The organism is Myxococcus sp. CA051A, assembly GCF_013336705.1.
GTDB lineage: Bacteria > Myxococcota > Myxococcia > Myxococcales > Myxococcaceae > Myxococcus > Myxococcus llanfairpwllgwyngyllgogerychwyrndrobwllllantysiliogogogochensis.
Window position 1 is genome coordinate 1 of sequence record NZ_JABUMS010000021.1, and the last position, 14,450, is coordinate 14,450.

A 14,450-nucleotide genomic window follows, 5' to 3' on the forward strand; every position below is an offset into this window, starting at 1 on the left:
CTCATGGTGCGAGTGCATGCCTACCTCAACGCGCGGAATGCACAGCGCTCTGCCTGTCCATCCCTGCGTCGAGCCGACCTCAGGCGTGCCTCCTGACGTCGTGCGGGAATCGAGATCGTTGGTTTAGAGCTTCTCGATGAGTAGCGTCAGGGCCTGACCGGGCGCGCTAAACGCCACACACGGCCGCACATTTTCCCTTCGAGATGTCGTTGTATGCGGACTGTGGTCCCATGATGACCCATCCGATGATGCCTCTCGCGGAAGAGGCGCGGCCTGCGTTTCAGGTGGATGCGCGTGGAGGGCTCCTGGGTCGTCATGCCGAAGGAACCACCACCGATTTAGAGCACGCACCTCCAGCGCGGCGCGGCTGAAGGAGACGGCGCCGCGAGTGGACTGGGCGGAGTTTCACAAGAGGATGTTCGACTTCGACGTGTTCGCGTGCGTGAGGTGTGGAGGCAGGCGGCCACGCCGCGCGGGATGGACTTCGGGGTGGCCGAGCACGTGCTGAACCGGCGGTACCACGGGGCGCCTGGTCAGGTCTGAGCCCGATTGGCAGAACCTGCTTGCTATCCCACCGGTCGTCCGATTCAGACTGTCCGTATGAACCGTATCCTCCTGCTGGCCGGATTGCTGAGCCTCGTTGCGTGCAAGGGCTCCATCACGCCAGGCACCGACCCCGGAGACCCCAACAACCCCGGTGGTCCCGGGGGGCCAGGTGGTCCCGGGGGGGGCTTGGGGGCCGCGTGCGTGGTGCAGTCGGTGCTCACCGATCGCTGCGCCACCTGTCACGGCGCGCTGCCAACCCAGGGGGCGACGATGCCGCTGCGCACCCTGCACGACATGCGGGTGAGCTCGGCGATGGATGGGAGCCTCAGCAACGCCCGGCGCGCGCTCATCCGCATGCGCGACGACGCGTCTCCGATGCCGCCGGCCCCGCATGCGCGTGCGAGCGCAGCTGAGCTCACCGCGCTCGAGACGTGGATCGGGGAGGGGATGCCCCTCTGCAGTGGCACGGGCGGCCCACCCGTGACGGTGGTGTCCGAGCCCAACCTGCTCGATCAGTCCACGCTCTTTAGCTGCACCGAGGGCGTGCGCTCGGATGCGTCGACGCGCATTCGCCGCATGAACCGGCGCGAGTTCACCCGCAACGTTGGTGGTTCGGTCGAGCGCAGCTGGACCGGGTTCAGCTTCTACGACAACCCGCTCGATCCCAGCGCCATCGAGCAGTACAGCTCCTGGGCCACGGACGAGACGCTGGACGAGGCCACGGTGGAGCTCTTCCTGCCGGTGGTCGGCGAGGCCGCCGCGCCGTGGACCATGAACTACCCGGACGGCAACCGGATGGAGCGTGTCTACACCGACAGGCGCTTCAACTGCATGTTCGTCGACGCGAACCCGAGCGACACCTGCAAGCGCTTCCACCTCGGCCAGATGCTCGAGTTCGGCGTCTTCTTCCGCCCGCCCACGGAGGATGAGCTCACCCGCCTCACCGCCTTCGCGACCGAGGTCATCGCGCAGGAGCCGAGCAACTCCCCGACAAACCGCGCGGCCTCCATCACGCGGATCTCCAACGCCGCGTGGATGATGACCGGCGCCGTGTTCCGCCGCGAGATGGGCGGCGAGCCGGCCGACGGTCGCGTGGAGCTGACCAGCCTCGAGCTGGGCTCTCAGCTGGCCTACGCGCTGGCGGGGCGGGCGCCCTCGGCCACGCCGAGCTTCGTGTACCCTCACTACTCCGCGCCCCTCGAGGGGCATCTGGCGGACGTGGCCACCGCCGCGAAGGACGGCTCGCTCATGCAGGATGCGACGACCACCGCCCTGATCGAGAAGTACCTGGGCGGAGTCGACGCCAACCAGAACGGGACGCCGCGCTTCGATCTGGTGCAGGACTACAACGAGGAGCAGCGCTCCAAGCGCGGGCAGTACTGGCTGGGTGACGGCGTCGCGGGTTTCTTCCGCGAGTGGCTCGGCTACGAGCACGTGTCCGCGGTGTTCAAGGAGTCTCCGGCGGCGACCTCGCGCTTCGAAATCGAGGGGCTCGGCTACATCAGCGCGGTCTCGTACGACAACCTGCTCACCAACTTCCATCCGCTGGAGCCGACCTTCATCCAGCAGTTCGACGATCTGATCGCGCGGGTGGTCATCGAGGATCAGGACGTGCTGGCGAATCTGCTCACCACGCGCACCTTCTACGTACCCTCCATGCAGCACGCGGCGTACGATTCGCACAAGGGCCTCTCGCACCCCTACAACGTCAGCGAGATTCTCCCGGCGACCGTCGCGGGCCGCTGGAAGACGCTGCCCGCCACCGAGCGCGCGGGCGTGCTGACCCACCCGGTGTGGCTGGCCGCGCACGGAGGCAACTTCGAGGATGATCCATCCATCGTCCACCGCGGCAAGTGGGTGCGAGAGAACCTCCTGTGCGGCTTCGTCCCGCCGCTCAGCAGCGTGCAGGTGGCAGCCCAGGTCGGCGCTCACGCGGCCGACAAGAACGCTCGCCGCCGCCTGCAGGAGGCGACCGCCGGATCGCAGTGTCAGGGCTGTCACCGCCTGATGGAGCCGCTCGGTCTGCCCTTCGAGATCTACAACCACGCGGGCTTCCTGCGCGCGCGGGATCACTCGCCCAGCGGAGGCTGGACCACGCCGGATGGAAGCTCGACGCTCACGTCGATGCCGGACCCCGCGCTGAACGGCACGGTGCGCGACGCGGTGGAGCTGAGCGAGCGCCTGGCGACCTCGCGGCACGTGAAACGCTGCTTCATGCGACAAGCCTTCCGCTACTTCATGGGCCGCCCGGAGAACCCGAGCGACGCCTGCACGCTGACGCAAATGGAGCAGGCCTATGATCAGAACAACGGCTCGTTCTCCAAGATGCTGACCACGTTGATGACCAGTGACACCTGGAAGACGCGGCGCGTGCCGCAGGCTGGAGAGTGACTGCCATGTTCTCGCGACGAACCGTCCTGAAGGGCATGGCCGCCGGCCTCTTCGCGCCCTACTTCCACGACGTCTACGCCCAGTCGTCAGCGCGGCCGGCGCGTCTGGTGCTGGTCCTCGAATGCAATGGCGTCTACCCCCGCGCGCTCCTGAGCACGGGCACCCGCACGGCGCTGGGTGGACGCGCCAACACCTCCGATCGCCTCTTCTGGGACGCGTACAAGGACGCGCCGCTGGTTCGTGAGGGCGACAATCTCGCCAGTGCCATCAGCCTCGGGCCGCTGGCGGCGTCTTCCGGCAACATCGACCTGGTGAACCGCTCCGCCGTGCTGCTGGGGCTCTCGAGCCTCATCGCGGGCGGCGGGCACTCCAGCGGGACGGGCGGGCTGAGTTGCGCGGTGAACGGCGCGGGCGCGACCTTCGACGCGGTGATCGCCCCTCGCCTGCGTCGTGGTGCACCGTTCGACGTGCTGCGCCTGGGCACCAGCTCCGCACGGGTGTCGATTGTGTACGAGACCTGCGCGCTCGGACCGCGCAAGCCCGCGGGCATCATCGTCAACCCGTCGCTCGCGTTCGACAGCACCTTCGGCTCGCTGCTCGGCGGCTCGACGAACGGGCGTGATCGCAAGATGCTCTTCGACTTCGCGCTGGCCGACTCGCGCAAGGCGCTGGCGGAGTTCAGAGGCAACTCCAACGAGCGGCTGAAACTGGAGCGCTACCTCTCCTCGCTCGAATCGCTGCGCACGCGGGAGGATCAGCTCGCGGGCATGGCGGACCGCGTGCGGCCCTACCTGCCGCTGGCGCCGAAGGACAACCCGCTCATCACTGGCGCGGGCTCACCGCCCGACTCGCTGAAGTGGTTCGAGGCGCAGTTCCAGATCGCCACGGCGTCCCTCCTGGGTGGGCTGACGAACACGGTGGTACTGGCGACGGGCACCTCGGGTTTTGACGTGGCCTACGGCCCGGACGTGGCCGACATCGCGCGACACAGCCTGCAGCACGGCCTGGATGCCGGGCAGAACTGGGATCGCGTCGCGGAGGTCACCCGCCGGCACGTGCAGTTGGTGGCGAACCTGGCGAGGACGCTGGCCGCTACGCCAGAGGTCGGCGCGAGCGGCTCGATGCTGGACCACACCGCGATTGTCTTCATGTCCGACAACGGCGAGCAGCACCACTCCACCTCGCGTGAGTGGCCGAAGCTCGTGGTGGGCGGCAACGCGCTGGGCCTGAAGACCGACGGGCGCACAGTGGTGTACCCGAAGTACGACGCGGCCCGGAACCGGCAGGTCTCCAACCTCTTCAACACGCTCGGCCACGCGTTCGGAGACGCGGACTTCAACACCTTCGGGCAAGAGGGCAGCACGCGCATCGCGCCGGGACCGCTGAGCGAGCTGTATGGCTGAGCCGCGAGAGTGGGCTGGGCGGGTGTGACGCCGCCACGGGCGCCCAGCAGGAAGCGGCGCGGTGCCCTCCATTTGTGGAGTGCCAGCCGCGCCGCGCGGGTGCCTCGAGTGTGAAGGCAGGCTGCAGTGGACTCGCGCCAGCGAGCGTGGAGAGGGTGGCCTGTACACGCTCCGGCTCAAGGTGGGCGCAGAGGGCGCGCGGGGACGGATTTTGACCTGAGTCCCCGCGGGCCGGCCCGGGTTACTTGTCCAGCACCACTACCGGCGCGAAGCCGCCGTAGATCATCCGCGCGCCGTCGAAGGGCATCGGGTTCTGCTCGGGGCTCATGCTTGGGTCCTTCATCATCTTCTCCATGCCAGCGTCGCGCGTGGCCTTGTCGGGCCATTCAATCCACGAGAAGACCACCGTCTCATCGTCCTTGGCCTGCACGGCCCTGCGGAAGTCGGTGAGCTTGCCGCTCGGCACGTCGTCCCCCCAGCACTCCAGCACGCGGAGGGCACCGTACCCGATGAAGGCGGGGTCGCCCTTGCGGGCATGTGCGATGAACTTCTCCTTGTTCGCGGTCGGCACGGCGATGACGAAACCATCGATGTAAGACATGGGATGCTCCTCTGGGAATGAGGGGACGCCGGCAGGGCGCCTTCAAGAGCGCGACGATTGGGCAGTACGGGGATCGACATGAATCGCTCCGCGGACTCGTGAATCTGGCGACGACGACGCCTCCGCGCGACATTCCGGGGGCAGAGGGCTGAGCCCTGGCTGGGGGGCCCACGGCCTGCCGAACCGGCGACTTCCCGTCCAAGGGGCGTACCGGACACCTGGGTCTGGGGGCACTCGTCGTGATGGCTCCCCCTGGACGTGGGCCTTGAGGCTTCCTGTTCAGTCCGGTGTCCCCCGGAGGGGGCGCGTCGCGGACGTAACGCCGTACTTCAAGCCCTGGAACCATCTCCAGAATGCGATTCGGGGTCGCCTGGAGGCCAGCCGAGTTCTGTCGAGCGGAAATTGTCAGCAGCCATGCTCGGCCCTCAGCACCAGCCCAACCCTCAACACAGCTCCTATTCGTCTTCCGCTCGTTTCCTTCTCACGGTTGGTTCTTCATTCTCCTTGATGAGACAATCACGGGCCGACCATGTTGAAACGCGACGACGTCATCCGCGGAATTGACCTCGCCTTCAGGGATGCGGCCATTCCACGAACCGAGGAAGAGCTTGCACCGCCGGGCATCGAGGCCAAGTACGTTGTCGACCACTTCTTCGGCAAGATGCGGCGCGACGTGGAATCCCAGCCATTCCCTGGCTCGCTGTACATGGAAGACTTCTCGTACATGACGGACGCCGCCGTCCTGTACTACCTGCCTTCGGTTCTCCGCGTCATGCTGGCGAATTCGACCGACTTCGAGCTGTGGATTCATCTCCACGGCTTTCTTTGTCGCATTGATGGTGACTATCCGGCCCCTGTGTTGACGACTCTCAGCGTCGCGCAGCGCAAGGCGATTGCGGACTGGGCAGACACTCTCAGCCAAGAGTGGGCATCGTCGAAGTGGATGTCGCGGTTCTCCAAAAAGTCCGCCCAGCTGGCTCGGACTTATCGCTCAGCAGGAACCTGAGCTTGTGTAGGACGGCGACGTTTGACGGCGGAGCACCTTGAGGATGCCGATGCTCTCGTCACGGACGCACAGCCACCCGCTGCTAGCGCAGCGCCGCGAGGGCCGCGCCGACCTTCGCCACCGTCACCGACACGGGCGTCGTCACCTCCGGCGCGAAGATGGCCACGCGGAGTTCCTCGAAGTCCCACCGCAGCGCCTGCACCGCCTCCTGGTCACGCACGGTGGCGCGCCTGGCGAGGAAGGTCTCCCACAGGGGGGTGAAGGGCGCGGCCTTCCCCGCGTCCTTGCCGGGGTTCGCCACCGCACGCGACAGCCGTGCCTGCGCTGCCCGGACGTAGCGCGGGTAGTTCAGCAGGCGCGCGAAGGGAATCCACTCGATGAGGTTCGCGGGGAACAGGTGCCCGAGCTGCGCGCGGATGTCCCGCACGGCCGCCGCGCCGCTCGGCCCCTTTGATGCCGCCTTGAGTGCGGCGAGCGTCGCGGAGAGTTCCGCGGAGGTGACAACGACGGCGTTCGCCCAGTCCCGGGCCGCGGGCTCGATGCGCGGTGAGCCCTCACGGACCAGCGCCTCGAAGGCCGCCTTCGTGCGGGGCAGCGGCGCGCCCGGTGCGAGCTTGAACGCATCGTCGACGCTGCGTGCGAGGACGAGCGCCCGGAAGGCGTCGGCCTGGCCCCGCGCGGGCGGCGCGCCGTCCAGGGACGGGAAGGGCAGCGGCATGCGCGAGGCGCTGACGGCCACGTGTCCGCGCGCGGCGAGCATCAGGAGCCGGCGGACCCCCGTGCGAGTGGCCGCCTCGGCGGCGGAGGATGTCTCGAGCAGCACCAGGTCCACGGCAGCACCCCGGTCGACGAGCGCGGGGTAGCTGCGGACGTCGAGCCCGCCGACGCGGCGGGTGACCACGGGGGGCAGCTCGCCGAAGGTCCAGGTCGTCAGTCCCTGGCGCTCCCAGTCCGAAGTCGGCGCTGCGCTGCGCAGCGCCGCCCGTGCGCGTCCCCCGTACTGCTCCAGCAGCGCGTCGGCGTCGCGGCTCCGCGCGAGCTCCTTTCCCCGCTCGTCGAGCACCCGGAGCGTGATGCGCAGGTACGGCGCCACGGTATCCGGCCGGAGGGACTCCTCGGGCACGTCCACGCCGCACAGCCGGGACACCGCACGCACGAGCGCCGGAATCATCGGCCCGCGGAAGGGCACCAGTTCCTTCTCGAGACGGTCGACCAGCGTTGGCAGAGGCCCCAACTGCTTGCGCTGGGCGCGGGGGATCTGCTCGAGCAGGGCGGTGAGTTTCTCCCGCTGCCACCCCGGGATGGTCCAGTCGAATTCACCCGGGACCAACTGGGCGAGCAGCAGCAGCGGCACGCTCAGGGTGATGCCGTCGTCCTCGGCCGAGGGGTCGAAGGTGTACGTCACCGGCACGGATGCGCCGTTCAGGGTGATGGCGTCCGGGTAGTGCGCGGGGGACAGGCCCGGGTCGTGCGAGAGGGCATCCTCCATCGAGAGGACGAGCACGTCGGGGTCGGCCGCCTCGGCCTTGCGGCGCCAGGCCTCGAAGCTCGCTCCGTCCGTCACGTCCGCCGGGAGGCGCTGGTCGAAGAACGTCAGCATCGCCTCGCTGTCGAGCAGCTCGCTGCGCCGGGCCTTGTCCCGCAGGCGCGCCACGCGCTCGAACACCTGGCGGTTCTTCTCCTGGAACGCCCCCCGGGTGCGGTACTCGCCGCGCACCAGGGCATGCTCCAGGAACATCAGCCGTGCCCGGGCGGGGTCCATGCTGGCCAGGGCCACGGGGCGCTCCTTGAAGACCTGAAGCCCGAAGAGGGTCGCGTTCTCCTTCACCACCGCGCGCGCGGACTTCTCCGACCAGTGCGGGTCGGAGTAGCTGCGCTTGAGCAGGTGGGGGGCCGCCGCCGCGAGCCACTCGGGGTCGAGCTTCGCCACGGTGCGCGCGAACAACTGGGACGTCTCCACGAGCTCGAACGCCATCACCCAGGCAGGGGGCTTTTTCGCGAGCGCCGACGAGGGGTGAACCATGAAGCGCGTCTGCTTCGCACCCGTATAAAGGCGCTGCTCCGGATTCCACTGGCCGATGCGGGACAGGAGCCCGGTGAGGAGCGCCTGGTGCAGGACGTCCCCGCGCGCCGGGGTGCCCCGGCCCTTGCGCGGCAGGCGCAGCTCTCGGACGGTCTCCTCGAGCTGGCGCTGGACGTCCCGCCACTCGCGCACCCTCAAGAAGGACAGGAAGTTGTCCCGGCACACGCGCCGCAGATGGGACGTCCCCCGGCCCTCGGCCTCGCTCACGAACGCCCACAGCTTGAGGAGCCCCGTGAAGTCCGAGTGCTCGTCACGGAAGCGCCGGTGCAGCTCATCCGCCTTCTGCGCGAGCTCCCGTGGCCGCTCGCGCGGGTCCTGCAGGTTGAGCGCCGCGGCGACGATGAGCACCTCGTCCAGACACCCGTACTCGGCGCCGGCGAGAATCATCCGTGCGATGCGCGGGTCCACCGGGAAGCGCGCGAGCTGGTGCCCGAGCGGCGTCAAGGTGCGCTCCTGGCCCTCGATGGCCCCGAGCTCCTCGAGCACCCGCCAGCCCTCGGCGATGGCTCTCGGCTGGGGCGGGTCGAGGAAGGGGAAGTCCTCGACGTCACCGAGGCCCAGGGACTTCATCCGCAGGATGACCCCCGCGAGCCCGGTGCGCTTGATTTCCGGGTCGGTGAAGGCGGGGCGCGTGGTGAAGCTCACCTCGTCGTAGAGGCGCACGCAGATGCCCTCGCGCACGCGTCCGCAGCGCCCTTTGCGCTGGTCGGCGCTGGCCTGGGAGACCGGCTCGATGTGCAGGCGCGTGGTGCCCGAGCGGGGGTCGTAGCGCGACAGGCGCGCCACCCCCGTGTCCACGACGTAAACGATTCCCGGGATGGTGACCGACGTCTCCGCGACGTTGGTGGCGAGGATGACCCGGCGCTCAGGGATGGTGGAGAAGACGCGCGACTGCTCGGCGGCCGACAGGCGCGAATACAGGGGTTGCACCACCGTGCCGCGGAGCGCGCGCGCGTTCAGGGCATTCTCGGCCTCGCGGATTTCCCGCTCCCCGGGGAGGAACACGAGGACGTCCCCGTCCGGGTCGAGCGAGAGCACGTTTGTCACCGCATCGGCGACGGAGTCGGTGAGCTCGTCGTCCTCGGGGGGCGGCTCGTAGAGCACGTCCACCGGAAAGGTGCGGCCCTCCACCTGGATGACCGGAGCCCCCCCGAAGAACTGCGAGAAGCGCTCGGTCTCGATGGTGGCCGAGCTCACCACCACCTTGAGGTCGGGGCGCCGGGGGAGGATGCGCTTGAGCCACCCCAGCAGGAAGTCGATGGTGAGGCTGCGCTCGTGGGCCTCGTCGAGCACGATGGTGTCGTAGCGGTTCAGGAGCGGGTCGCTGTGAATCTGAGCGAGGAGGACTCCGTCGGTCATGAACTTCACGGCCGTCCGCCGGGACGAGCGGTCCTCGAAGCGAATCTGGTAGCCGACGTCCGTGCCCAGCTCCGTGCCGAGCTCGCGTGCCACGCGCGCCGCCACGCTCGTCGCGGCGATACGCCGGGGCTGGGTGACACCAATCTGGCGCGGGCGGCCGCGCCCCATGGCGAGCAGGACTTTCGGCAGCTGCGTCGTCTTCCCCGAGCCGGTGGCCCCCGCGACAATGACCACCTGATGGGCGGTGATGGCCGCGGTGATGTCCTCCACCCGGCTCGAGATGGGGAGCTCGGGGGGGAAGTGCAGGGTGGGCAAGCCGCCGGGGGCGGGGACGGGGGAGTCGCCGGACATGACAGCAGGGCCTAGCATTGAAGCGCGCGCTCCGCCCCCGACGAATCGGCTGGGGAGGGCGGGATGCGTCTCCGTCTTGGAGACATCCTGGAGACGAGAAGCAGCCTGAAAAGAATCGGGGCCGGAAGCCGCTGAGATTCCAGCGGCTTCCGGCCCCGATTGCAGTGTCCCCGACGGGATTCGAACCCGTGTTACCGGCTTGAAAGGCCAGCGTCCTGGGCCTCTAGACGACGGGGACGTCGCCACCTACATGAGTCGCGGGGGGATCGAACCCCCGACCCTCGGCTTAAAAGGCCGGTGCTCTACCATCTGAGCTAGCGACTCGCACTATTCTTTTGTTCAAAAAAACTCGCGCGGCCCGCCTGGGCCCGAAGGCAGGCGCTTCCTACCCGAACTCCTTCGCGCTTTCCACTGGCGAGCGCATGTCTCCCATCCTGACGGCGCTTCCACCGCCTCCCGGTGAACGCCTGGGGCCCCGCCACACGCCGCCGTCAGTCATCGGTTGTATACAGCAGGCATGGCCCAGGACCTCCCCCCTGAAGAACACGAAGACACGGAGGCCGAGGACGGCGACGAGAAGGCTCCCTTCCGCCGCTACCTCACCCGCCCGGGCGCCGAGCGGATGCACCGGGAGCTCGTCCGGCTGCTCAACGAGGAGCGCCCCAAGGTGACCGCCGAGGTCTCCGCCGCCGCCGCCCAGGGGGACCGCTCCGAGAACGCCGAGTACATCTACGGAAAGAAGCGCCTGCGCGAAATCGACCGCCGCATCCGCTTCCTACAGAGGCGCCTGGACACCGCCACCATCGTCACGCCTTCTGAACAGAGCGACCGTGCACGCGTTTACTTCGGCGCCACGGTCACCCTGGAGGACGAGGACGGGGCACGCACGAAGTACCAGATTGTCGGGTCCGACGAAATCGACGCCGCCGGAGGTCGCATCAGCGTGGAGTCCCCCATCGGTCGCGCCCTTCTTCGCAAGAGCGTGGGTGACTCCGTCGAGGTGCACCGCCCCCGGGGCGAAATCGAGCTGACCGTCATCGACATCCGCTACGACTAGGAGGCCCCATGCCTCGGACGCTGCCCATCAACCCCCGCTTCCGCCGCATCTATCAGCACCTGAGCGGGGCGGACCTGGCCGCGCTCGACCCCGAGGAACTCTCCCTCGAGGACCTGGGCCTGGGCGACTCCCAGAAGACCCGCGTGGGCCTGCTGTTCGGGACCTACAGCCACCAGGGCCTCGAGCGCGTCCTGCGCACCTACGGCCTGTTCCAGCGCGCAGAGGAGCGGGTGGGGCCCATCGAACTGCGCATCCAGGGCGAGGATCCGTTCCGCCCCCGGGTCGTCTTGTGGAGCCGCCGCTTCTACGCCCCCGTCGCCGACCTGTCCCTGCGCATGGCCACCGGCGCCGAGGTCGGCCTCGGTGACGCGCTCGCCACCGCGCCCCTGCTCTATGTGGACGCGCTGCTGCTCCAGAATCCGGGCCGCTCGTTCGACTGGCACCGCCCACCGCTGCCAGGGCAGAGCCACCCCGGGCTCGCGCTCTCCGCGCCCCTGTTGGAACTCTTGATGCTCATGGCCCGTCGCATCGGCGCTGAGGCCCTGGCCCTCACGCCCTCCACCTTCGCCGCCGCGAGCGTCTATGACCGGCGCTTCCTCTTCGTGGACGGCGCGGCCCAGGGGCGCTTCCTCGCGTTGCGCGGCGCTGGCGGCAAGCGCCCTCGCTGGCTGCTCGCGTGGGCCGTGGAGCTGGGCTGCATGCGCGACGCGGAAGGGCAGCCGCTCCCCTTCACCCCCATGCCCATGTTGTCTCCGCTCAGTCGCCGGCTGATCCGCTCGTTCGACGCCAAGGCCTGGGCCGAAGCGCGCGAGCAGACGGGGCGACAGGTGGTGACGCTCGACGAGGAGGCGCTCCAGCAGCGCTTCCCCTGGGAGCGCATGCCCCCGGGGCCGCCCCCCGAGCGGCTGGCGGAGCTGCTGGGGTACGACCCGCTCGCCCCCGTGCTCGCGCACTGAGCGCCAAGGCGTGGGGTTTCGAACAACCGGCGTCCCCGACGCCAACCTGGCTGCTTCCGTCGGAGCCGCTGTCTATATTGGAGTGGGCGTCAGGCTCAGCCACGTCGCACGGTCCCCAGCGGTCGCACCCGAACCAATCAGGTCGCGCGAACCCACGATGCGAAAGAACTTCATCCTCGATACCAACGTCCTCCTCCATGATCCGCGCAGCATCTACGGCTTCGAGGACAACAACGTCATCATCCCCATCTACGTCATCGAGGAGATTGATCAGTTCAAGAGAGATCTCTCCGAGCTGGGGCGCAACGCCCGCATGGTGGCGCGCTACCTGGACACCTTCCGCGCGGAGGGCTCGCTGAAGGAAGGGGTGCCCATGCCGAGGGGCGGCCTCTTGCGCGTGTGCTTCACGGACCGCGACCTGCCGCTGTCCATGGCGGACAGCAACCTGATGGACAACCGCATCCTCGCGGTGGCCATCGACCTGATGGAGCAGGAGCCTGACACCCAGGCCGTCTTCATCACCAAGGACACCAACCTGCGCATCCGCGCGGACGCGCTGGGCCTCATCGCAGAGGACTACGACACCGAGCGGGTGGAGATCACCGAGCTGTACACGGGCTTCACCGAGCGGCTCGTCCCCAAGGAGCTGGTGGACCAGATGTACAGGCCCGGCGCGGAGGTGGAGCTGCCGGACGTGGACACGCTCTTCCCCAATCAGCTGGTGCTGCTCAAGGACGAGACGAACCCGTCGCACACCGCCATGGGGCGCCTGCACGGGCTCAAGAACCGGCTGGTGCCGCTGCTCCGCCAGAGCAAGGAAGGCACCTGGGGCATCCGTCCGCGCAACATGGAGCAGGCCTTCTGCCTGGACCTGCTGCTCAACGACGACATCAAGCTCGTCACCATCGTCGGCAAGGCGGGCACGGGCAAGACGCTGCTGGCCATCGCCGCGGGGCTCCAGAAGGTGACGGAGGAGAACCTCTACCAGAAGCTCCTGGTGAGCCGCCCCATCTTCCCCCTGGGGCGGGACATCGGGTATCTGCCCGGCAGCGTCGAGGAGAAGCTCAACCCCTGGATGCAGCCCATCTTCGACAACGTGGAGTTCCTGATGAACCTCAGCCGCGCGGACAAGAAGGCCGGCCGCGGCTATCACGAACTGCTGGACCTGGGGCTGATGGAAATCGAGCCGCTCACGTACATCCGTGGCCGGAGCATCCCCAACCAGTTCATCATCGTGGACGAAGCGCAGAACCTCACGCCTCACGAGGTGAAGACCATCATCACCCGCGTGGGTGACAACACGAAGATCATCCTCACGGGGGATCCGTTCCAGATCGACAACCCCTATGTGGATTCGACCAACAACGGCCTGGTGCACGTGGTCAATCGCTTCAAGAGCGAGAAGATCGCCGCGCACATCACCATGGCCAAGGGCGAGCGCAGTGCCCTGGCCGAGCTCGCCGCCAACCTGCTCTAGGCACCCGCGGGTGCCTGCGCGAAGAGACGTGTCATGACGAACGACGGCCCTGGAGACACCCCTCCGGAAGACGGAGAGAAGAAGCCCCTCATCGAGTACCCCGCGGTCTACACCTTCAAGGTGATGGGCCTGCAGGGGCCCGGCTTCGCCGAGCACGTGAGGGACTTGTTCCGGAAGATGATGGGCTCCGAAATCTCTCCGGACTCCATCCACGAGCAGCCCAGCAGCAAGGGCAAGTACCTGTCCCTCAGCGTGTCGGTGTACCTGCTGTCCGAGGAGCAGCGGCGCTCCATCTATGAACAGCTGAAAAAGGACCCGCGCGTCGTCTACTACCTGTGACGCCGGACGCGCGCGGCCTCCTCTGTCGGGTGGGGGGCCCGCGCCGTCTCTGGAAGTCCGGGCGGGGTTGGGTATATGAGGAGCCCATGAGCCCGGCAGATCCCTTTCCGCTGTACCACCCCGCGGACGCCCGGCGCGCGTTCAGCTCGGACGACGTGACTCGGCGGTTCGCCAAGGTGGCCCAACTGGAGCCGGGCGCCCGGGTGCTGGTGCTCGGGTGTGGCGCGGATGGCAGCGCGGCGCTGCTGCTCGCCCGGGAGATGGGCTGCACCGTGCTGGCCGCGGACATGGACGAGGCCCTGGTCTCCTCCGCCCGCGAGCGGGTGCGCCATCAAGGGCTGACGGACCGCATCGATGTGCGCGGCGTGGCCCTGGATTCGCTCGGACTGCCGGACGGCGCTTTCGACGCCATCCTCGTCCAGGGCCGGGTGCTGTACACCCTGCGCGGGACGCTGTCGGCCCTGCGGCCGCTCCTGGCGAGAAGAGGGCGGCTGGGAATGACCTTCCCCGCGAGGGTGGCGCGAGTCGTCCCCAAGGCCGCCGCCGAGCTCTGGGAGCGCCGTCTGGGCGCCCCCCTGTTGCTGCCGCGCGAGCTGCTCCAGTCGCTGGAGCTGGGCGGATTCGAGCCCGAGTCGGCGGAGACGCTGCACGACGTGGAACTCGACGACTACTACCGAGAGGTGGAGTCCAGCCTGAAGCCCATGTCGGGTTCCCAGGCGTCCGCGCTGCGCGAGGAACTGGCGCTGCACCGCGAGAGCAACGGCAAGGCCACGGTCAGCTACGCCTTCGTGGTGGGACGCCGCAAGGAGCCGGGCGAGAAGCCCCCGGCTTCACGCGACAGGGGCTAGTCGGCCAGGCGGGGGAGGGCGGCAATCTGGCCG

General features: G+C 68.5%; 10 protein-coding genes and 2 tRNA genes. 8 read left to right on the forward strand and 4 right to left on the reverse strand.

What is annotated here, in order from left to right; all coding sequences use genetic code 11:
* The first annotated feature begins 600 nt into the window (after positions 1–600).
* Both HUA74_RS38700 and HUA74_RS38705 read left to right on the forward strand, forming a co-directional pair.
* Complete coding sequence (locus tag HUA74_RS38700; protein ID WP_174458605.1) at positions 601–2,937, forward strand: DUF1588 domain-containing protein; 2,337 nt, start codon at positions 601–603, stop codon at positions 2,935–2,937.
* A 5-nt stretch (positions 2,938–2,942) separates the two neighbouring features.
* Complete coding sequence (locus HUA74_RS38705) at positions 2,943–4,340, forward strand: DUF1552 domain-containing protein (protein ID WP_141648851.1); 1,398 nt, start codon at positions 2,943–2,945, stop codon at positions 4,338–4,340.
* A gap of 241 nt (positions 4,341–4,581) precedes the next feature.
* Here HUA74_RS38705 and HUA74_RS38710 read toward each other — a convergent pair whose 3' ends face one another.
* Entirely contained in the window at positions 4,582–4,941 is a 360-nt protein-coding gene (locus HUA74_RS38710; RefSeq protein ID WP_141648852.1) for a DUF1428 domain-containing protein, read from the reverse strand.
* 529 nt (positions 4,942–5,470) lie between these two features.
* On the opposite strand from HUA74_RS38710, the gene HUA74_RS38715 reads away from it, so the two are divergent.
* Positions 5,471–5,947, forward strand: coding sequence for a hypothetical protein (locus tag HUA74_RS38715; protein WP_174458606.1), 477 nt, complete (start codon positions 5,471–5,473; stop codon positions 5,945–5,947).
* 82 nt (positions 5,948–6,029) lie between these two features.
* Here the strand turns inward: HUA74_RS38715 and hrpA are convergent, their stop codons facing one another.
* The 3 genes from hrpA to HUA74_RS38730 form a co-directional block, all read right to left on the reverse strand.
* Positions 6,030–9,740: an ATP-dependent RNA helicase HrpA gene (gene hrpA, locus HUA74_RS38720; protein WP_254625454.1), complete on the reverse strand. Its 3,711-nt coding sequence runs from the start codon at positions 9,738–9,740 to the stop codon at positions 6,030–6,032.
* 165 nt (positions 9,741–9,905) lie between these two features.
* Positions 9,906–9,978 (reverse strand) — tRNA-Glu (locus tag HUA74_RS38725).
* Positions 9,979–9,991: 13 nt separating this feature from the next.
* Positions 9,992–10,064 (reverse strand) — tRNA-Lys (locus tag HUA74_RS38730).
* A gap of 193 nt (positions 10,065–10,257) precedes the next feature.
* Between HUA74_RS38730 and greB the strand changes: the two genes are divergently transcribed.
* From greB to HUA74_RS38755, 5 genes are all read left to right on the forward strand, one after another.
* A complete protein-coding gene (greB, locus tag HUA74_RS38735; RefSeq protein ID WP_174458608.1) occupies positions 10,258–10,797 on the forward strand; it encodes a transcription elongation factor GreB in 540 nt (179 codons plus the stop codon).
* A gap of 8 nt (positions 10,798–10,805) precedes the next feature.
* On the forward strand, positions 10,806–11,753 hold the full coding sequence (locus HUA74_RS38740; protein ID WP_141648843.1) for a deacetylase: 948 nt from the start codon (positions 10,806–10,808) through the stop codon (positions 11,751–11,753).
* 157 nt (positions 11,754–11,910) lie between these two features.
* On the forward strand, positions 11,911–13,230 hold the full coding sequence (locus tag HUA74_RS38745; protein WP_141648842.1) for a PhoH family protein: 1,320 nt from the start codon (positions 11,911–11,913) through the stop codon (positions 13,228–13,230).
* Positions 13,231–13,263: 33 nt separating this feature from the next.
* Positions 13,264–13,569 carry a YbeD family protein gene (locus HUA74_RS38750; protein ID WP_141648841.1) on the forward strand — a complete coding sequence of 102 codons (306 nt, stop codon included), beginning with the start codon at positions 13,264–13,266 and terminating at the stop codon, positions 13,567–13,569.
* Positions 13,570–13,655: 86 nt separating this feature from the next.
* Positions 13,656–14,417 carry a cyclopropane-fatty-acyl-phospholipid synthase family protein gene (locus tag HUA74_RS38755; RefSeq protein WP_174458609.1) on the forward strand — a complete coding sequence of 254 codons (762 nt, stop codon included), beginning with the start codon at positions 13,656–13,658 and terminating at the stop codon, positions 14,415–14,417.
* Positions 14,418–14,450 lie beyond the last annotated feature (33 nt).